General features: G+C 72.9%; 16 protein-coding genes. 7 read left to right on the top strand and 9 right to left on the bottom strand.

Going from position 1 to position 19,625, the window contains the following annotated elements; genetic code table 11:
- Nucleotides 1–238 precede the first annotated feature (238 nt).
- Entirely contained in the window at nucleotides 239–1,438 is a 1,200-nt protein-coding gene (locus ACQPW6_RS23495) for an RtcB family protein (RefSeq protein ID WP_433891649.1), read from the bottom strand.
- 195 nt (nucleotides 1,439–1,633) lie between these two features.
- Here ACQPW6_RS23495 and ACQPW6_RS23490 point away from each other — a divergent pair, with 195 nt between their 5' ends.
- The 3 genes from ACQPW6_RS23490 to ACQPW6_RS23480 all read left to right on the top strand — a co-directional run bounded on the left by ACQPW6_RS23490 (nucleotide 1,634) and on the right by ACQPW6_RS23480 (nucleotide 5,130).
- Nucleotides 1,634–2,383 carry a hypothetical protein gene (locus tag ACQPW6_RS23490; protein ID WP_433891648.1) on the top strand — a complete coding sequence of 250 codons (750 nt, stop codon included), beginning with the start codon at nucleotides 1,634–1,636 and terminating at the stop codon, nucleotides 2,381–2,383.
- Between the two features lie 70 nt (nucleotides 2,384–2,453).
- On the top strand, nucleotides 2,454–3,209 hold the full coding sequence (locus tag ACQPW6_RS23485; RefSeq protein WP_433891647.1) for a DUF3558 domain-containing protein: 756 nt from the start codon (nucleotides 2,454–2,456) through the stop codon (nucleotides 3,207–3,209).
- A gap of 250 nt (nucleotides 3,210–3,459) precedes the next feature.
- Nucleotides 3,460–5,130 (top strand): DUF2637 domain-containing protein, encoded by a 1,671-nt coding sequence (locus tag ACQPW6_RS23480; RefSeq protein WP_433891646.1) that lies wholly within the window; start codon nucleotides 3,460–3,462, stop codon nucleotides 5,128–5,130.
- 46 nt (nucleotides 5,131–5,176) lie between these two features.
- Here ACQPW6_RS23480 and ACQPW6_RS23475 read toward each other — a convergent pair whose 3' ends face one another.
- Nucleotides 5,177–5,998, bottom strand: a complete 822-nt coding sequence (locus tag ACQPW6_RS23475; RefSeq protein WP_433891645.1) for an AraC family transcriptional regulator — start codon at nucleotides 5,996–5,998, stop codon at nucleotides 5,177–5,179.
- A gap of 54 nt (nucleotides 5,999–6,052) precedes the next feature.
- Between ACQPW6_RS23475 and ACQPW6_RS23470 the strand changes: the two genes are divergently transcribed.
- A complete protein-coding gene (locus tag ACQPW6_RS23470) occupies nucleotides 6,053–7,303 on the top strand; it encodes an MFS transporter (RefSeq protein ID WP_433891644.1) in 1,251 nt (416 codons plus the stop codon).
- 225 nt (nucleotides 7,304–7,528) lie between these two features.
- Here the strand turns inward: ACQPW6_RS23470 and lysS are convergent, their stop codons facing one another.
- A complete protein-coding gene (gene lysS / locus ACQPW6_RS23465; RefSeq protein WP_433891643.1) occupies nucleotides 7,529–9,274 on the bottom strand; it encodes a lysine--tRNA ligase in 1,746 nt (581 codons plus the stop codon).
- A gap of 261 nt (nucleotides 9,275–9,535) precedes the next feature.
- Here lysS and argS point away from each other — a divergent pair, with 261 nt between their 5' ends.
- Nucleotides 9,536–11,308: an arginine--tRNA ligase gene (gene argS, locus ACQPW6_RS23460; RefSeq protein WP_433891642.1), complete on the top strand. Its 1,773-nt coding sequence runs from the start codon at nucleotides 9,536–9,538 to the stop codon at nucleotides 11,306–11,308.
- Between the two features lie 24 nt (nucleotides 11,309–11,332).
- Here the strand turns inward: argS and ACQPW6_RS23455 are convergent, their stop codons facing one another.
- Nucleotides 11,333–11,947, bottom strand: coding sequence for a TetR/AcrR family transcriptional regulator (locus tag ACQPW6_RS23455; RefSeq protein WP_433891641.1), 615 nt, complete (start codon nucleotides 11,945–11,947; stop codon nucleotides 11,333–11,335).
- A 98-nt stretch (nucleotides 11,948–12,045) separates the two neighbouring features.
- Here ACQPW6_RS23455 and ACQPW6_RS23450 point away from each other — a divergent pair, with 98 nt between their 5' ends.
- Both ACQPW6_RS23450 and ACQPW6_RS23445 read left to right on the top strand, forming a co-directional pair.
- Nucleotides 12,046–12,696, top strand: coding sequence for an NAD(P)-dependent oxidoreductase (locus ACQPW6_RS23450; protein WP_433891640.1), 651 nt, complete (start codon nucleotides 12,046–12,048; stop codon nucleotides 12,694–12,696).
- Between the two features lie 70 nt (nucleotides 12,697–12,766).
- Nucleotides 12,767–13,609, top strand: a complete 843-nt coding sequence (locus ACQPW6_RS23445) for a DUF4253 domain-containing protein (RefSeq protein WP_433891639.1) — start codon at nucleotides 12,767–12,769, stop codon at nucleotides 13,607–13,609.
- Nucleotides 13,610–13,663: 54 nt separating this feature from the next.
- Here the strand turns inward: ACQPW6_RS23445 and hemB are convergent, their stop codons facing one another.
- From hemB to ACQPW6_RS23420, 5 genes are all read right to left on the bottom strand, one after another.
- Nucleotides 13,664–14,641, bottom strand: a complete 978-nt coding sequence (gene hemB / locus ACQPW6_RS23440; RefSeq protein WP_433891638.1) for a porphobilinogen synthase — start codon at nucleotides 14,639–14,641, stop codon at nucleotides 13,664–13,666.
- 146 nt (nucleotides 14,642–14,787) lie between these two features.
- Nucleotides 14,788–16,551 carry a uroporphyrinogen-III synthase gene (locus tag ACQPW6_RS23435; protein WP_433891637.1) on the bottom strand — a complete coding sequence of 588 codons (1,764 nt, stop codon included), beginning with the start codon at nucleotides 16,549–16,551 and terminating at the stop codon, nucleotides 14,788–14,790.
- Nucleotides 16,548–17,537: a hydroxymethylbilane synthase gene (gene hemC / locus ACQPW6_RS23430; RefSeq protein WP_433891636.1), complete on the bottom strand. Its 990-nt coding sequence runs from the start codon at nucleotides 17,535–17,537 to the stop codon at nucleotides 16,548–16,550. Before hemC ends, ACQPW6_RS23435 begins: the two co-directional genes overlap by 4 nt.
- Complete coding sequence (locus tag ACQPW6_RS23425) at nucleotides 17,534–18,910, bottom strand: glutamyl-tRNA reductase (RefSeq protein ID WP_433891635.1); 1,377 nt, start codon at nucleotides 18,908–18,910, stop codon at nucleotides 17,534–17,536. The genes hemC and ACQPW6_RS23425 overlap by 4 nt, the downstream gene beginning before the upstream one ends.
- On the bottom strand, nucleotides 18,907–19,617 hold the full coding sequence (locus ACQPW6_RS23420) for a redox-sensing transcriptional repressor Rex (RefSeq protein ID WP_433891634.1): 711 nt from the start codon (nucleotides 19,615–19,617) through the stop codon (nucleotides 18,907–18,909). The genes ACQPW6_RS23425 and ACQPW6_RS23420 overlap by 4 nt, the downstream gene beginning before the upstream one ends.
- Between the last annotated feature and the right edge of the window lie 8 nt (nucleotides 19,618–19,625).

Raw genomic sequence — 19,625 nt, 5'->3', positions numbered from 1 at the left:
ACCCACAAGCAGCCCGTAATTTGTCCGTTCCAGGGCCACCGGATGATGTCACCCGATCAACGCGGAAGCGAACGAGCCGCCCTCAAATGGTAATCGACCCGCAATCCCCCCACCCGTTACCCCATCGTTCCCCCCACCAGGGAACGCCCCCGCCGAAATCCCCGTCAGCCCGGGGACAGCAGACGGGGCCCGGCCGACCGGCCGGACCCCGTACCACCGCGGTACTACCCCCGTACTCCTACCCCTTGACGCAGACGACCTGCTTCAGCTTCGCCACCACCTCGACCAGGTCGCGCTGCTGCTCCATCACCTGCTCGATCGGCTTGTACGCCGCCGGGATCTCGTCCACCACGCCGGAGTCCTTGCGGCACTCCACCCCGCGGGTCTGGTCCTCCAGGTCGCGGGCGGTGTAGCGGCGCTTGGCGGCGGAGCGGCTCATCCGGCGGCCGGCGCCGTGCGAGGCGGAGTTGAACGCGGCGGTGTTGCCCAGGCCGCGGACGATGTACGTGGCGGTACCCATCGAGCCCGGGATGATGCCCAGGTCTCCGCTGCCCGCGCGGATCGCTCCCTTGCGGGTCACCAGCAAGTCGACACCGTCATAGCGCTCCTCCGACACGTAGTTGTGGTGGCAGGAGATCTCCGGCTCGAACACGACCCGGGCTTTCTTGAACTCCCGGCGCAGGACGTCCTGGAAGAGCGCCATCATGATGGCGCGATTCCACTTCGCGTACTCCTGCGCCCAGAAGAGATCGCTGCGGTAGGCCGCCATCTGCGGGGTCTCGGAGATGAAGACCGCGAGGTCGCGGTCGACAAGTCCCTGGTTGTGCGGCAGCTTCTGCGCCTCGCCTATGTGGAATTCGGCGAGCTCCTTGCCGATGTTCCGCGAACCGGAGTGCAGCGTCAGCCAAACCGCGCCCTCCTCGTCCAGCGAGACCTCGAGGTGGTGGTTCCCCGAGCCGAGCGTGCCGATCTGCTGGGCCGCGCGCCCCTCGCGGAAGTGCACCGCCTCCGCGAGGCCCTCGAAGCGGGACCAGAACGCGTCCCAGCCCGCCGTCGGCATGCCGTGGAAGCGGGCGCCGGTCGGGGTGACCGGGCTGGCGTGCAGGCCGCGGCCGACCGGGATGGCCTGCTCGACCTTGGAGCGCAGCCGGGACAGGTCGCCGGGCAGGTCGTTGGCGGTGAGCGAGGTCTTGACCGCGCTCATGCCGCAGCCGATGTCCACGCCGACCGCGGCCGGGCAGACCGCGCCCTGCATGGCGATGACGGAGCCGACGGTGGCGCCCTTGCCGTAGTGGACGTCCGGCATGACGGCCAGGCCCTTGATCCACGGCAGCGACGAGACGTTCCGCAGCTGCTGCATGGCGCCGTCCTCGACGCCGGCCGGGTCGGCCCACATGCGGATCGGTACGCGGGTGCCGGGTACCTCTGTGTACGACATGACAGCTCCCCCCAGCCGTCGGGCCACCCCGAGGGGTGGTTTTGGCGAATCGTGCGGTAGACATTGTGTCCACGGTTCGCTCACGCGCGCCAAGGAATTACCGTCAGCTTCACCAGCAAATGAACATATCCGGCCTGATCCGTTCAAAAGCGGAGCAGCGGCCGGCGCAGGAAACCACAAGGAAGGGGCCCGCCCGTGCGGTCCAGGTCCACCCGCCGCCTGCCGGCCGTCGCCGGCGCGCTGGTCGCGCTCGCGGTCGCCGGCCTGGCCGCCTGCACCGGGGGCGGTTCGGGATCGGACGCGACGGACGACGCCAAGGCCGCGGCCCTGGCCGGCAACCCGTCGGTCTCGCCGGCCCCGCCCGGCAAGTACCAGACGCTGCCGCAGCCGTGCGGCACCGTCGACCTGGGCACGTTGAAGAAGCTGGTGCCGGGCTTGGAGGACTACGCGGGCACCGAGAGCCTGACGTACGACACGGACCGCCGGGTGGGCTGCGGCTGGACGAGTACGGCCAGCGACGGCACCGGCATCTCGCTGCGGGTGGACCTGGAGCGGGTGGTGTCGTACGACCCGCAGGTCAGCGACGAGGTGCAGGCCACGCTCGACTTCGACAAGCAGCAGTCGGCCGCGTCGATCCCGGTGCCGTCGGCCACCACGCCGCCGGCGAGCACCGACGCGGCCGGCGGCTCGCCCGGCGACGGCCCTGAGGTGGCGCCGCGGCGGCTGATGAATGTGGGAAACACCGCATTCATCAACGACCACGTGCACACCGTTCCGGTCGGCCACCGCCGTGATGTGTCACTGGTTTTCCGCACCGCGAACGTCCTGGTGAGCGTGTCGTACTCGCAGTCCTCGGGTCCGCACGATCCGTCACCGTCAAGCGTTGACCTGCAAAAAGGCGCGCAGCAGGTGGCGGGGCAGCTGGAGAAGAAGGTCACGGGCTGACGGCTCGACCCCGTAGGGTGGATGGCCGACCGGCAGCAGTGACCAGCAGCGCGGAAGTGAGCCAAGGACCATGGAACGACGACGACGCACCGCCCGGATAGCCGCGATGCTGGCCTGCGCGGCCGTCCCCGTGGTGCTGCTGGCGGGCTGCTCCTCCTCCGGCTCGGGTTCCGGCTCCGGCTCTGACGGCGGTTCGAGCGCCGGCGCGAGTGCGTCGGCGTCGAGCGGCGGCAAGGACTCGGCGGCGTCGTCCTCCGGTACGACCACCTCCGCGACCCCGGCGCCCGAGCCCGCGAAGTACGCGAAGCTGCCGGACGCCTGCACGTCGCTCACCAAGGAGACGGTCTCGGCGCTGGTGCCGAAGGTGAAGCACGCGGGCGGCAGCAAGGCGGCCGGTTCCGACACCGTCACCCGCGGCGGCTGCTCGTGGACCGGCAACGGGTCGGACGGCTACCAGTACCGCTGGCTGTCGGTGTCCTTCCAGCGGTTCACCGCCTCGCCCGGGCTCGGTTCGCCCGAGGAGCAGGCGCAGAGCAACTACGCCGACCAGGTCTCGGAGGCCGGCAAGGCGATCCCGGGCAGCGCGACCAGCGTGGCGGACGGCATCGGGGACCAGGCGAGTTCGGTGGGCGGCAAGGCGACCGTGGCGAAGGTCACGTCGCAGAACGACTCGGTGGTCGCCAGGACCGGGAACGTGGTGGTGCTGGTGGAGTTCAACGGCGCCGGCCTCGAGGGCAAGAAGAACCCGACGTCGACGACCGTGGCGAACGGTGCGCTGCGTGCGGCGAAGGACGCGGTGGCGGCGGTGGCCGCGGCCAACTCGTAGTCCTCGCGGCGGGAGTGGCGGCGGCCGGCTCGTAGTCCTCGCGGCGGGGGTGGCGGCGGTCGGCTCGTAGTCCTCTCGGTGGACGGGGCCACCGGCTTCCCGGACGCCGCTCCGTCCGCCCCTCCCGCCCCGAATTCGTACAATTGTCCGTCCCCCGTTCGGCGGTGGGCACCGCCGCCGTCGGTCCCGTATGACAGTCTGGGGCCGCCAGTTGCCAACGGCGGGAGGGTCGCGGGTGGCCGCGATACGTATGACCCGGACTCACCGGATACTGATCGGCGTGGTGGTCACCGGTGCGGTGATCATCGCCGGGATCGGCTTCGCCGGTTCGTACGCCGCGGTGCGCCAGCTCGCCCTGGACAAGGGCTTCGGCTGGTTCGCGAACGTCTTCCCGATCGGCGTGGACGCCGGCATCGTGGTGCTGCTGTCCCTGGACCTGCTGCTGACCTGGCTGCGGATCCCGTTCCCGCTGCTGCGGCAGACCGCGTGGCTGCTGACGGCGGCCACCATCGCCTTCAACGGGGCCGCGGCCTGGCCCGACCCGCTCGGCGTGGGCATGCACGCGATCATCCCGGTGCTGTTCGTGGTCTCCGTGGAGGCCGCGCGGCACGCCATCGGCCGGATCGCGGACATCACCGCGGACAAGCACATGGAGGGCGTCCGCTTCACCCGCTGGCTGCTCGCGCCGCTGCCGACGTTCAAGCTGTGGCGGCGGATGAAGCTGTGGGAGCTGCGGTCGTACGAGGAGGTCATCCGGCGGGAGCAGGACCGGCTGGTCTACCGCGCGCGGCTGCGCGCCCGGTACGGGGTGGCGTGGCGGCGGCGGGCGCCGATCGAGGCGATCATGCCGCTGCGGCTGGCGAAGTACGGGGTGCCGCTCGCCGAGACGGCGGAGGCCGGGCTTGAGGCGGCGGGCATCGAGGTGCTGTCGCCGGTCAGGCAGTTGGACGCGGGCGGGCAGCTGGCGGCCGATCCGGCCGCAGGTGCTGGTGTCGGCGTCGCGGCGGACGGGGCCGGGGCGGACGGGACGCAGCAGGCGCAGGCCCAACCGCAGGCCCACGCCCAGGCCCTGGCACCGGGGCAGCAGCCGGCGGGACGGCCGTCGTCCTCACCGTCGTACGAGGAGTACCACCAGGAGTACGCCCAGGGGCACCAGGAGTACGACGAGGCCGCCGCGGCACCGGCGCAGCAGTGGCAGGGCGCGCCGCACGACAGCCCGTGGTTCGCGGCCCAGCAGTACGCGGCGCAGGAGCGGCAGCGCGAGGAAGAGGAGCTGTACGCGCAGCAGCAGATGCAGCAGCAGGCGCAGGCGCAGGGGCAGGGGCAGGCGCCGGTTTCGCTCGCGCAGCAGGAGCAGCAGCTCCGCCAGCAGGCGTACGAGCAGCAGCAGGCGCAGGCCGCGTACGAGCAGCAGCAGGCCCAGGCGGCGCAGGCGGCCGCCGAGGCGGCGGCGTCACAGATCAGGGTCCCGGCCGGCCCCAACCGCACCCGCCCGCTGGGCGGCGCCCCGCTCGCGCCCCTCAACGGCAACGGCAGCAGCAGCAACGGCAACAGCGGCGGCAACGGTCACAGCAACGGGTTCGCGGGCGGCAGCGCGCCGCAGAACGGCCGCAACGGCCGCACGATCCCGGCCCCGCGCGCCGAGGAGATACCCGAGCCCGAACCCGAGCCTCTCCCCGACCCCGCCGACCCCGCCCCGGGGCTCGACCTGCCGGACGGCATCCCGATGGACGAGGCGTTCTTCGCCGCCTACCGCCAGTACGTCCGCAACCAGGGGTCCTTCCCCAACGCCCGCCAGTTCGCCCGCTACCTGCCGGAGATCTACGGCGGCACGGCGCCGGAGGAGCGCGACATGGCCCCCTGGATCCGCGACATGCGCTACCGCTTCCAGTCGGAGTCGGACACCGAGCACATTCCGTAGACCGTGAGGTCCGTTGCGGCGGGACGGGCGTGGCTGCGGCCGGCCGTCACGGTTCCGGGTCGCGGTAGCGGCCCGGCGTGCTGCCGAACGCGTTCCTGAACGCCTCGATGAACGCGCTGGTGTTCGCGTACCCGCACGCGGTCCCGGCCGAGGTCACCGTCGCCCCCGCGGCCAGCAGCGTCAGCGAGTGGTGCAGCCGCAGCTGGGTGCGCCACTGCGGGAAGCTCATCCCCAGTTCGGCGCGGAACAGCCGGCTCAGCGTCCGCTCGCCCGCACCGACGGCCGAGCCGAGCTCGGCCAGCGACCGCGGATCGGCCGGATCGGCGTGCAGCAGGGCGGCCACCGCACGCAGCCGGTCGTCGGCCGGGGTGGGCAGGACGAGCGGCAGCGCGTCGACGCGGCGCAGCTCGTCCAGCGCGACCCGCTCCAGGGCGCGGCACTGCCGCGCGGTGCGGACGGGGTGCGCGACCTCGTCGGTGAGGCTGACGATCACCTCGCGCAGCAGCGGTCCGACGGCGAGCACGGCGGGCCGCTCGGTGTGCAGCGGGTCGGCGGACGCGGCGAAGGAGAGCGTCCGCATCCGGGTCGGACCGTGCGCCTGGTGGGAGTGCGCGACCCCGGCCGGGATCCACACCGCGCGGTAGGGCGGCACGACCCAGGTGCCGTCCGTGGTGGACACCCGCAGCACGCCCCGGCTGGGGTGCACGAGCTGGTGCCTGGCGTGGAAGTGCCACTCGATCCGCTCGCGGTGGGTCAGCTCCGCGGTGGTCGGCCCGTAGAGCGGCAGCCGCAGCACCGCCCCCTGGCCTGGCGGCGGCCCGGCGGACGGTTCTGCGGCCGTCGTCGCTGCTTGGCGGGTTGGCGGCATAAACAGGCAGACTACCGGTGGCCGACCGCGGCCGCCCCCGGACAGGCTGGCGGTATGACCGAGCTGACCGAACCCGTACCGCAACCGTCCACCCCGTCTGCGGATCCCACTCCGGAACCGCCGTCCGCGCGCGGCCGGGAACCCACGTCGGGGGCCGAACCCGGCATCTGGCGGCGGATGCGGATGTGGGGCATCGCGCACGCCGTCGACGACCTCTACCAGGGCCTGGTCCCGGCGACCGTCCCCTACTTCGTGCTCGACCGGCACTACAGCTACGTCGCCGCCTCCGGCCTCACCCTGGCCGCGACGCTCGGCAGTTCCATCCCGCAGCCGTTCATCGGTCTCGCGGTGGACCGGATGAGGCTGGGCTGGCTGGCCGCCGCCGGTGTGGCGCTGGCCGGTCTGGGTCTTGGGCTCTCCGGGCTGATGCCGTCGTACTGGGCGGTGTGGTGCCTGATCCTGCTGTCGGGGCTCGGCGTGGCGATGTTCCACCCGTCGGCGGGCAAGGCGGCCCGCGACTCGGCGGGCGACAGCGCGGCGGCGATGAGCGTCTTCGCCGCCGGCGGCAGCGTCGGCTTCTTCCTGGCGCCGGTGCTGGCCACGCCCGCGCTGATCGCCTGGGGCGTGGGCGCGACGGCGCTGTTCATCCCGCCGGCGGCGCTGACCGCGTTCGTCCTGCTCAGGCACCGCCGCCGGCAGGACGCGGCGGCCCCCGGCTCGGTGCGGACCGGAGCCGACCGGTGGCGGCCGTTCGCCGTGCTGACCTGCGTCGAAGTGGTGCGCTCGGTGGCGTTCTTCGGGGTGAACACCTTCATCGAGCTGTACTGGATCCGGCACCTGCACGCCTCCCGCGCTCTGGCCGGGGCCGCGCTGACCTGCTTCCTGGCCGGCGGGGTCGGCGGCACGCTGCTGGGCGGCCGGCTCGCCGACCGGATCGGGATGGTGCGGACGGTCCAGCTCGGTGCCGCGCTGATGCTGCCGATGCTGGCGGGGCTGCTGCTCACCCCGGGCGGCGGCGCTCCGCTGCTCTTCGCGCTGCTGACCGGTGTGTGCCTCAACCTGCCGTTCGCGGTGCTGGTCAAGCTGGGCCAGGACTACCTGCCGGCCCGCCCCGGCACGGCGGCGGGCGTGACCTTGGGTCTGGGGGTCAGCGTGGGCGGCCTGATCTCCCCGGTGCTGGGCGTGATCGCCGACGCCCACGGCCCCCGGGGCGCCCTGGCCTCCCTCGCCGTCGTCCCGCCGATCGCGCTGGCCCTGGGGCTCCTCCTCCCGGAGCCGGGCCGGGAGGAGAAGCCGGCCGCCTGACGGCGACGGCCCGCGCTCAGCTGTCCGTCCCGCCTGGGGCCGTGTCTGACAAATCCCTCCCCCAGACTTCGTCCGGGAGGTGCCCCCAGCCCGCGACGCCTGGCACGCGCGCTCACTGCGTTGTCGGGCTCGTCCGAGTAGCCCACTACGAGGACGACCCTCCGCCTTGCGATCGCACGCACCAGACGCCGCGGGCCCCGCCCTCCGGGCGGACGGCGCTATTTGTCAGACACGGCCCAGCAGCAGCCTCACCCGGTCCTCCCCCACCGCCAGCAGCAGCGTCGGCAGCCGCGGGCCGGTGTCCCGGCCGACCAGCAGGTCGTAGAGCAGCGCGAAGAACGCCCGCTGGGCCACCTTCAGTTCGGGGGTGGGCTTGGCGTCGGCGGCCAGCCCGGCCCGCAGCTTGGGGACGGCGTAGACGAGGGTGGTCAGGCCGTCCAGCGACCAGTGCGTGTCCAGGCCGTCGAGCAGCAGCTTCAGGCCGGCCCGCTCGTCGTCGGACAGTGCGGCGAGCCGGGCGCGGTCCGGTTCGGCGCGGACGACGGTGCGCTGCTCGGCCGGGACCTGGGTGGTGATCCAGTTCTCGGCCCGGTCGAGCCGGGGCCGCACCTCATCCAGCGAGGCGAGCGGGCGGGACGGGTCGAGCTCGGACAGGATCCGCAGCGTCTGCGCCTGCGCGCCCGCCGTGATGTCGGCGACCGACGCGAGCGTGCGGTAGGGCAGCGGGCGTGGGGTGCGCGGCAGTTCACCGGTGGCGGCGGTGCCCACCGCGCGGCTGTGCGCGGCGACGTCGGCGGGCAGCGCGGACCCGTCGGCGACCTTGCGCTCCAGCGCGTCCCACTCGTCGTACAGCCGCTGGATCTCCTGGTCGAAGGCGATCTTGAACGACTGGTTCGGCCGGCGGCGGGCGTAGAGCCAGCGCAGCAGCTGCGGCTCCATGATCTTCAGGGCGTCGCCGGGGGTGGGCACGCCGCCCTTGGAGGAGGACATCTTGGCCATGCCGGCGATGCCGACGAACGCGTACATCGGTCCGATCGGCTGCTCGCCGCCGAAGATCGGCCCGACGATCTCGCCGCCGACCTGGAACGACGACCCGGGCGAGGAGTGGTCGACGCCGGACGGCTCGAAGATCACGCCCTCGTACGCCCAGCGCATCGGCCAGTCCACCTTCCAGACCAGCTTGCCGCGGTTGAACTCGCTGAGCAGCACGCTCTCGCCGTGCCCGCAGGCGCAGGTGTAGGTGAGCTCGGTGGTCTCGTCGTCGTAGGCGGTGACGGTGGTGAGGTCCTTGCCGCACTGCGCGCAGTACGGCTTGTAGGGGTAGTAGCCGCTGCCGCTGCCCCCGTCGTCCTCCGCGGCGGCGCCGGAGCCCTCGGCGGCCTCCAGCTCCGCGGCGTCCACCGGCTTCTGCGACTGCTTGCCGCCGGGCTTGGCACCGGGGGCGGCCGGTGCCTTCTTGGTGCGGTACTGGGCGAGGATCGCGTCGATGTCCTCGCGGTGCCGCATGGCGTGCAGGATCTGCGCGCGGTAGGTGCCCGCGGTGTACTGGGCGGTCTGGCTGATGCCGTCGTACTCGATGCCGAGCTCGGCGAGGGCCGCGGTCATCTGGTCCTTGAAGTGCTCGGCCCAGTTCGGATGCGGGGATCCGGCCGGGGCGGGCACCGACGTCAGCGGCTTGCCGATGTGCTCGGCCCAGGAGCCGTCCACCCCGGGGACGCCGGCCGGCACCTTGCGGTACCGGTCGTAGTCGTCCCAGGAGATCAGGTGCCGCACCTGGTGGCCGCGGCGGCGGACCTCGTCGCCGACCAGGTGCGGGGTCAGGACCTCGCGCAGGTTGCCCAGGTGGATGGGGCCCGAGGGGCTGAGCCCGGACGCGACGACGACGGGTTTGCCCGGTGCGCGGCGCTCCGACTCGGCGATGACGTCGTCCGCGAAACGGGAGACCCAGTCGGCCTCGGTGCTCTGAGCCACGGTCCTCTTCTTCCTGGGGTCATATGGATGGTGGGCTGGGTGGTGCCGGCTGCCGGTCTCGGGGGGCGGCCCGGCACCGGCGAACTTCCAGCATTCTCCCAGACCTGCCGCCCGCGCCGCTCACGCCCTGTGGATAACCCGGCACCCGACCCGCCGCCTGTGGATAACCCGTCCGGCCGGAAGGCCGCCGCGTGGGAGACTGGGACCTCGCCCCACGTGGGGCGTCGCGATCCGTCCCGACACATGAAACGGCACCCACCCATGGCCTCGGTCCCTTCCCTCGCCGCGTCACTCCAGCAGCGCGTCTCCGCCGCCCTGACGGCCGCCGTGCCGTCGGCCGACGGCGCCGACCCGCTGCTGCGACGAAGCGACCGGGCCGACTTCCAGGCCAACGGGGTGCTGGGCCTGGCCAAGCGCTCCAAGGCCAACCCGCGCGAGCTGGCCGCCGCGGTGCTCGCCGCGCTGCCCGCCGACGAGCTGATCGCCGACATCGAGGTGTCCGGGCCCGGTTTCCTGAACATCTCGGTGGCCGACGCCGCGATCACGGGGAACCTGGCGGCCCGCGCCGCCGACGACCGGCTCGGGGTGCCGACGGCGGCAGCGCCGGGCATCACCGTGATCGACTACGCGCAGCCCAACGTGGCCAAGGAGATGCACGTCGGCCACCTGCGCTCGTCGGTGATCGGCGACGCCATCGTGAAGATCCTGCGGTTCGCCGGCGAGCGGGTGATCCCGCGGCACCACATCGGCGACTGGGGCACCCAGTTCGGCATGCTCATCCAGTACCTGATCGAGCACCCGCACGAGCTCGACCACTCCGCGGCGGCCGACGCCGACGGTGAGGCGTCGATGTCCCGGCTGAACCGGCTCTACAAGTCCTCCCGGACGCTGTTCGACACCGACGAGGAGTTCAAGGACCGGGCCAGGCGCCGGGTGGTGGACCTCCAGGCCGGCGACCAGCGGACCCTGGAGATGTGGCAGCGGTTCGTGGACGAGTCGAAGATCTACTTCTACTCGGTGTACGACAAGCTGGACATCGCGATCCAGGACGAGGACATCGTCGGCGAGTCGGGCTACAACGACATGCTGGCCGAGACCTGCAAGCTGCTGGAGGACTCCGGCGTCGCCGTGCGGTCCAACGGCGCGCTGTGCGTGTTCTTCGACGACATCAAGGGCAAGGACGGCGAGCCGGTCCCGCTCATCGTGCAGAAGGCCGACGGCGGCTACGGCTACGCGGCCACCGACCTGTCCGCGGTCCGCGACCGCACCGGGAACCTGCACGCCTCCACGCTGCTGTACGTGGTGGACGCCCGGCAGGCGCTGCACTTCCGGATGGTCTTCGAGACCGCCCGCAGGGCCGGCTGGCTGACCGACGAGGTGACGGTGCGGCACCTGCCGTTCGGCACCGTGCTCGGCAAGGACGGCAAGCCGTTCAAGACCCGCGAGGGCGAGAGCGTCAAGCTGGAGGACCTGCTCGACGAGGCGGTCGCCCGGGCCACCGCCGTCGTCCAGGAGAAGGGCGAGAAGATCGGCCTGACCCAGGAGGAGATCGCCGCCAACGGCACGCAGGTCGGCATCGGCGCGGTGAAGTACGCCGACCTGTCCACCTCGCTCGGCCGGGACTACATCTTCGACCTGGACCGGATGGTCTCGCTCAACGGCGACACCAGCGTGTACATCCAGTACGCCTACGCCCGCACCCGGTCGATCTTCCGCAAGGCGACGGCGGACCAGCAGGCGGCGGCGCACCCCGAGCTGCCGCTCGCCCCGGCCGAGCGGGCACTCGGACTGCACCTGGACGCGTTCGGCGACACCCTCGCCGAGGTCGCCGGGTCCTACGAGCCGCACCGGCTGGCGGCGTATCTGTTCCAGCTCGCGTCGCTGTTCACCACGTTCTACGAGCAGTGCCCTGTGCTGACCGCCGACGGCGGCCCCGACCAGGTCGCCAACCGGCTCTTCCTGTGCGACCTGACGGCCCGCACCCTGCGCCAGGGCCTGTCGCTGCTCGGCATCAGGACGCCCGAGCGGCTGTAGCGCGCACAGCCCGGTGGGCGGCGGTCAGCGGACCGCCGCCCACACGGCGCCGGCGACGGCCGGCGCGAAGTCGTCCACCGGGTCCACGGTGTCCTCGCCGGAGAAGTGCAGGAAGAACGCCCGCTGGAAGCAGGCGCCGAGCAGCAGCGCGGCAGCCGCCCGCGGGTCGGCGTCGGCCCTGATCCGCCCCCGGCCGCGCTCGCCCTCCAGATAGCCGGCCAGCGCGTCCAGCACCTTGTGCGGGCCCGCGCCGATCTTCTGGATGCCCTCGCGGTGCCGCTTGAGCAGTTCCGGCTCGGCGAAGAGCGAGGCGCCCATCGGCATGCCGTCGGCGTAGAACAGGGCGGCGTGCCGGGCGATGGCCGTCAGCCGGTCGAGTACGGAACGCGGGCTTCCGCTACCGGCGGCGTCGGTGAGCTCGGCGATCAGCGGCCCGGCGTTCGGTGAGCGCTCCATCAGCACCCGGACGAACAGCTCCTCCTTGTTCGTGAAGTGCTTGTAGAGCGCGGCCTCCGAGCAGCCCGCCTCGCGCGCGATGGCCTTGGTGGTGGCGCGGGCCAGGCCGGTGGTGCGCATCAGCTTCTCCGCCGCGTCCAGCAGCCGCTGCGGAGTGGGCCGGCTTGACTTCTGAGTGAGCATTCACCCACCCTACGGGAAGAGGGGGTGAGTGAGTATTCACCCACCCCCAAGAGCCACCACCCTGACCTGCCCCGTCTCGCACAGATCGGACCCAGCTCATGAAGCTCACCGTCTTCGGCGCCTCCGGCGGCGTCGGCCGCCTCGTCGTCCAGCAGGCGCTGGCCGCCGGCCACGACGTCACCGCGGTCGTCCGCGACCCCGGCCGGCTGCCGGCGGCCCCGGCCGAAGGGCTCCAGGTCGCCACCGTGACCGACGTGCTCGACCCGGTCACCCTGGTCCCCGCCCTCACCGGGCGGGACGCCGTGATCAGCGCCATCGGCCCCGCGGGCAACAAGCAGGCCCGCACCGGCCCCATAGCCGGCCCGGCCGCCCGCTCGATCGTGCGGGCCATGGACCAGGCCGGCGTCAGCCGGATCGCGGCGATCAGCGCGGCCCCGGTCGGGCCGCCCGCGCACGACGAGAACGTGCTCGTCCGCGCCCTGGTGCTGCCGCTGCTGCGCCGGCTGCTGAGCGCCCTGTACGCCGACCTCGCCGACCAGGAGGCCGCGCTCGCCGCGAGCGGCACCGACTGGACGGTGGTCCGGCCGCCGATGCTGCTCGACAAGCCGCACACCGGCACCTACCGGCGGGCCCTCGGCGCGAACGTCAGGGTCGGCCGCACCATCCCGCGCGCCGACGTCGCCGACGCGCTGCTGGCCTGCCTGGACGACCCGTCGACGTTCCGCGCCTCGGTCGGCATCGCCACCTGAGCGGGCGTCCCTGAGGCCCTGACCAGCCCCGACGGCCGGTTGTCAGAGGCAGCCCCTAGAGTCCGGAGGCATGGCGATGCTTCCGAATCCACTCCCCCGCCTGGCGGACGACCCGACCGGCGCCGCACAGGGCCTGCGGCTGCCCCCGGGGCGGCTGTTCGACGGCACCCCGGACGGCTCCGGGCCCGAGCCGCTGCTCTGGTACGCCGACCAGTCGGCCGGCCCGAACGCCTGGTCGGAGCTGCTGGCCGCCCGCGCGGCCGGGCTGCTGCCGGTGCTGATCGAGGACGGCGAGCAGTCCGCCGACTTCCAGTCCCCGCGGTTCGCCGACTGGTCGCTGCGCCCCGACCTGATGTCGTACCCGGGCGACCACGACGCCGAGGAGGTACTCGCCGAGACCTGGACGGGGTACACCGACGACGAGGACTACGAGGAGGAGGACCTGCTCGAACTGCTCGACCCCTACGACCAGGAGTGGCCGGGCCTGGCACCCGCCCCGGACTTCGACGCCGACCCGGACGAGACCGCCGCCGAGGTGGCCGCCGAACTGCTGGCGACGGGCTGGTTGGACAACCCGCACGCCGCCCTGGTGCACGCCCGCCGCAGCGCCGACATACCCGCGGCCGTCGGCTGGACGGGACCGGTGAACCACACCGGCGACGTGGGCCCGCTCTGCGCGGTGCTGCGCTCCTGGGAGGACCGGTTCGGCATACGCGTGGTCGCCCTCGGCTTCGACACCCTGACGGTCACCGTCGCGGCCCCGCCCGCCACGGAGGAGGAGGCCGAGGCGCTGGCCGCCGAGCACTTCGGCTTCTGCCCCGACAACATCACCCAGGGCAACCACCGCACGCTGCGCGAGTACGCCCACAAGCGGCTGCTGGGCAGGACCACGTGGCACTTCTGGTGGGACTGACGGGTCGTCCGGGGCAGCTAGGCCACCGGGGCCGCCGGGCCGGCCCGGCGGCGCTCAGAGCTGCTGGGCGACCTCGGTGGCCCAGTAGGTGAGGATCATGTTCGCGCCCGCGCGGTGGATGGAGGTGAGGGTCTCCATGATCGCGCGGTCGCGGTCGATCCAGCCGTTCGCGGCGGCCGACTCGACCATCGCGTACTCGCCGGAGATCTGGTAGGCGGCGACCGGTACGTCGACGGTGTCGGCGACCTTGCGGAGCACGTCGAGGTAGGGCAGGGCGGGCTTGACCATCACCATGTCGGCGCCCTCGGCGAGGTCGAGGGCCAGCTCGCGCATGGCCTCGCGGGCGTTCGCCGGATCCTGCTGGTAGGTCTTGCGGTCACCCTTGAGCGAGGAGTTGACCGCTTCGCGGAACGGGCCGTAGAAGGCGGAGGCGTACTTGGCGGTGTACGCGAGGATCGCCACGTCCTGGTGGCCGGCCTCGTCGAGCGCGCGCCGCACGTGGCCGACCTGGCCGTCCATCATCCCGGACGGGCCGACGACATGGACACCGGCGTCGGCCTGCACGCGGGCCATCTCGGCGTAGCGCTCCAGGGTGGCGTCGTTGTCGACCCGGCCCTGGTCGTCCAGGACGCCGCAGTGGCCGTGGTCGGTGTACTCGTCCAGGCACAGGTCGGACATCACCACGAGCGCGTCGCCGACCTCGGAGACCACATCCCGGATGGCCACCTGGAGGATGCCGTCCGGGTCGGTGCCCTGGCTGCCGACGGCGTCCTTCTGCTCGGGCACGCCGAAGAGCATGATCCCGCCGACCCCGGCCTCGGCCGCCTCCGCCGCGGTTTTGCGGAGGGTGTCGCGGGTGTGCTGGAGCACGCCCGGCATGGAGGAGATCGCGACCGGCTCGCTGATGCCCTCACGGGCGAAGACGGGGAGGATGAGGTCGGCGGGGTGCAGCCGGGTCTCCGCGACGAGGCGGCGGATCGCCGGGCTGGTCCGGAGGCGGCGGGGCCGGGCGCTGGGGAATTCGCCGTACATGGTTCTCCGCTCACGCTGGTGGTGGCGCATCGTGGTCGAGGTCGTTTTCCACGGTACGCCCGCGCGGCAGATGCTCTTCCCGACGCCCAGTCGGCCCCCGCCCGCCCCGCGCCCCTGACGGGACGGGGCGCCCCCGGCGGGGGGAACTACACGCGGGCCCTTCGGCGGGAACCCGGGCGGCGTTCGCTCGGGCGGGTCAGGGGATCTCCCGCGGCCTCGGCGGTACGCCGGCGCGTGGTGCCGAAGTCGGCCAGCGCCTGGGCCAGGGCGTGGACGGAGGGCTCGGGGGCCATCACGTCGACCCGGAGGCCGTGCTCCTCGGCGGTCTTCGCGGTGGCCGGGCCGATGCACGCGATCACCGTCACGTTGTGCGGCTTGCCCGCGATCCCCACCAGGTTCCGCACCGTCGAGGACGACGTGAAGAGCACCGCGTCGAAGCCGCCGCCCTTGATCGCCTCCCGGGTGTCGGCCGGCGGCGGCGAGGCCCGCACCGTCCGGTAGGCGGTGACGTCGTCGACCTCCCAGCCCAGCTCGACCAGGCCGGCCACCAGCGTCTCCGTGGCGATGTCGGCGCGCGGCAGGAACACCCGGTCGATCGGGTCGAACACCGGGTCGTACGGCGGCCAGTCCTCCAGCAGTCCGGCCGCGGACTGCTCCCCGCTCGGCACCAGATCGGGCTTGACGCCGAACTCCACCAGCGCCTGCGCGGTCTGCTCGCCGACCGCGGCGACCTTGATCCCGGCGAAGGCGCGCGCGTCGAGCCCGTACTCCTCGAACTTCTCCCGCACCGCCTTGACCGCGTTGACCGAGGTGAAGGCGATCCACTCGTAGCGCCCGGTGACCAGGCCCTTGACCGCCCGCTCCATCTGCTGCGGGGTGCGCGGCGGTTCGACGGCGATGGTCGGCACCTCGTGCGGCACGGCGCCGTAGGAGCTCAGCTGCTCCGACAGCGAGGCGGCCTGCTCCTTGGTGCGCGGCACCAGCACCCGCCAGCCGAACAGCGGCTTGGTCTCGAACCACGACAGCTGTGCGCGCTGCGCGGTGCGCTCGCCGACCACGGCTATCGCGGCGATCGGCCCCTCGGGGGTGGGCAGCGCCTTGGTGGACTTCAGCTCGGCGGCGATGGTGGCCAGCGTGGCGGTCCAGGTGCGCTGCCGGGTCGTGGTGCCGGCCACGGTGACCGACAGCAGGGTGTCGGGCTTGCGCCCGCCCGCGATCAGTTCGGCGGCGGTGGCGGTGACGGTCTGCAGCGTGGTGGAGATCACCAGTGTGGCGTCGCTCAGCCCGACCTCGTTCCAGCACCGGTCGGATGCGGTGGCCGCGTCCACGAACCGGACGTCGCCGCTGAGCGGCACCCCGGCGTAGGCGGGCACGCCGAGCGCGGCGGACACGCCGGGCACCACCTCGAAGGGGATGCCGGCCATGGCGCAGGCGAGCATCTCCTCGGCGGCGCAGTGGTCGAGGCCCGGGTCGCCGGCGACCGCACGTACCACCCGCTTGCCGGTGCGCGCGGACGCCATGACAAGCTGGGTGGCGACAGCGGAAGCAGCGAACGCGTCCAACTCCTCGCCCTCGGCGGCGGGTTCGGCGGTGCCGACGTCGGCACGCGCGTGGCTGCGTACGACGTCGAGCACGTGCCCCTCGCCGACCAGCACGTCGGCGCGGGACAGCGCCTCCACGGCGCGCAAGGTCAGCAGCCCGGGGTCACCGGGCCCGGCACCAAGGAAGGTGACGTGGCCGGCAGCAGGTCCGTTGGCGCTTCCGGGTGCCGTCTTGACGACCCCGGTAGGCGCGGACGCGGCGGATGCGGCGGTGGTGACGGCACCGGCGGCTCTGGCCGCGGTGGCGGCCGTACCGGTTGCCGTACCGGCGGCGGTGTTCGTCGTTGCAGCGACGGCGGCGGGGTTCAAAGTTCGCGCTCCCCCATAAGACCGGCCGCACCCTTGGCCAGCATCTCGGCGGCGAGCTCGCGGCCGAGGGCGCGCGCTTCGTCGTTCGATGCCGGCACGGGGCCGGTGATGGACATCTGCACCAGCGAGGTGCCGTCGGTGGTGCCGACGACGCCGCGCAGTCGCAGCTCGGTAACCTGCTCGTCGGCCACGAGGTCGGCCAGCGCGCCCACAGGGGCGGAGCAGCCGGCCTCAAGGGCGGCGAGCAGGGATCGCTCGGCGGTTACGGCGGCCCGGGTGAACGGGTCGTCAAGCTCGGCGAGCTGTGCGGCCAACTCCTGGTTGGAGGCGGCGCATTCGACGGCCAGCGCCCCCTGCCCAGGTGCGGGCAGTACGGCATCGGCCGTGATCAGCTCGGTCGCCTCGGCGAGCCTGCCGATACGGTTCAGCCCGGCCGCGGCCAGCACGACCGCGTCAAGCTTGCCGGAAGTAACGTACCCGATCCGGGTGTCAACGTTGCCACGGATCGGCACGGTCTCGACGTTGAGACCGTGTGACCGCGCCCACGCGTTCAACTGCGCCATGCGGCGCGGCGAGCCGGTGCCGACGCGGGCGCCGGGCGGCAGCGACTCGAAGGTCAGCCCGTCGCGGGCGACCAGCGCGTCCCGCGGGTCCTCGCGGACCGGGATCGCGGCCAGCGTCAGCCCTTCGGCGGGCGCGGTCGGCAGGTCTTTCAGGCTGTGCACGGCGAAGTCGATCTCGCCGCGGAGCAGTGCCTCGCGCAGTGCGGAGACGAAGACGCCGGTGCCGCCGATCTGGGCGAGGTTCTCCCGCGAGACGTCGCCGAACGTGGTGATCTCCACCAGTTCGACCGCCCGCCCGGTGAGCGCGCGCACCTGCTCGGCGACCATCCCTGACTGAGCCATGGCGAGTTTGCTGCGCCTGGTGCCCAGTCTCAGCGGCCGCGCCTGCGCGGCGTCTCCTGGGGCTTGTGCCGGGTTGCTCATTCGCCAGCCTCGATTCGGTTCTGCTCCCGGTCCTCGGACCGGTGGTTCTGCTCTCTGGCGGCCGGCAGGACCGCCGTGCTGACGGCGGCCACCGCCTGCGGGTCGAGGTCGAAGAGCTCGCGCAGGGCGTCGGCGTAGCCTGCGCCGCCGGGCTCGCCCGCGAGCTGCTTGACCCGCACGGTGGGCGCGTGCAGGAGCTTGTCCACCACGCGCCGCACGGTCTGGGTGATCTCCGCGCGCTGCTTGCCGTCCAGACCGGGCAGCCTACCGTCGAGCCGGGAAAGTTCACCCGCCACGACATCGGCGGCCATCGCGCGCAGCGCGACCACCGTCGGGGTGATCCGGGCGGCCCGCTGGGCCGCGCCGAAGGCGGCGACCTCGGCGGAGACGATGGCCTGTACGGCGTCCACGTCGGCGGCCATCGGGGCATCCGCGGAGGCCGCGGCCAGCGACTCTATGTCGACCAGGTGCACGCCGGGCAGTTCGTGGGCGGCGCCGTCGATGTCGCGGGGCATCGCCAGGTCGAGCACCGCGAGGTCGGCCGCCGACGTGCGGGACTCCACCGCGGCGCTCAGGTCGTCCGCGGTGAGCACCAGGCCGGTGGCGCCGGTGCAGGAGACCACGATGTCGGCCGCCGGCAGCTGCGCGGTGACCTCGGACATCGGGATGGCGGTGGCGCGGGCGCCCTGCTCGCCGAGGATCTCGGCGAGCCGCTGGGCGCGCTCCACGGTGCGGTTGGCGATCACCACGTCGCGCACCCCGGAGCGGACCAGGGTCGCGGCGGCCAGCGAGGACATCGAGCCGGCGCCGACGACCAGCGCGCGCTGGTCGGCGAGCGGGCCGGTGGCGGGGGCGAGCTGGGCCAGGCCGAAGGTGACCAGCGACTGGCCCGCCCGGTCTATGCCGGTCTCGGAGTGGGCCCGCTTGCCGACCCGCAGCGCCTGCTGGAACAGGTCGTTGAGCAGCCGGCCGGCGGTGTGCAGCTCCTGGCCGAGGGCCAGCGCGTCCTTGATCTGGCCGAGGATCTGGCCCTCGCCGATCACCATCGAGTCCAGTCCGCAGGCCACCGACAGCAGGTGGTGCACGGCCCGGTCCTCGTAGTGCACGTACAGGTACGGGGTGAGCTCCTCCAGGCCGACGCCGCTGTGCTGGGCGAGCAGCGTCGACAGCTCGGCGACCCCGGCGTGGAACTTGTCCACGTCCGCGTACAGCTCGATGCGGTTGCAGGTGGCGAGCACCGCGGCCTCGGCGGCCGGTTCGACGGCCAGCGCGTCCTGCAGCAGCTTGGCGCGGGCGTCACCGGGCAGCGCGGCGCGCTCCAGGACGCTCACCGGTGCGCTGCGGTGGCTCAGGCCCACGACGAGAACGCTCATGCGGGCATCACGGTGGGCACGTCCCCATCCGGTCCCTGACGATCCTCACCGGCCTTGCGCTGCTCGTGGAACGCGAGGATCTGGAGCTCGATGGACAGGTCGACCTTGCGTACGTCCACGCCGTCCGGGACCGTCAGCACGGTCGGGGCGAAGTTCAGGATCGAGGTGACACCGGCGGCGACCAGCCGGTCGGCGACCTCCTGGGCGGCGCCGGCCGGGGTGGCGATCACCCCGATGGACACCTGGCTGTCGGCCACGATCGCCTCCAGCTCGTCGGTGTGCCGCACGGGCAGCCCGGCGACCAGCCGGCCGGCCAGCGCGGGATCCGCGTCCAGCAGGGCGGCCACCCGGAAACCGCGGGAGGCGAACCCGCCATAGTTGGCGAGGGCGGCGCCGAGGTTGCCGATACCGACGATGACGACCGGCCAGTCCTGGGTCAGTCCGAGTTCCCGGCTGATCTGGTAGACGAGGTACTCGACGTCGTAGCCGACGCCCCTCGTCCCGTAGGAGCCGAGGTAGGAGAAGTCCTTGCGCAGCTTGGCCGAGTTGACTCCGGCCGCGGCGGCGAGCTCCTCAGACGAAACGGTGGGCACCGAGCGCTCGGAGAGTGCTGTCAGTGCCCGCAGGTACAGCGGGAGTCTGGCGACGGTGGCCTCGGGAATCCCTCGGCTGCGGGTCGCCGGTCGGTGCGATCGGCCAGTTGCCACGGTGCTCC

Source organism: Streptomyces sp. CA-111067, assembly GCF_050956065.1.
GTDB lineage: Bacteria > Actinomycetota > Actinomycetes > Streptomycetales > Streptomycetaceae > Actinacidiphila.
Note: the sequence above shows the minus strand (reverse complement) of the source record. Positions and strands in the feature narration are given on the sequence as shown.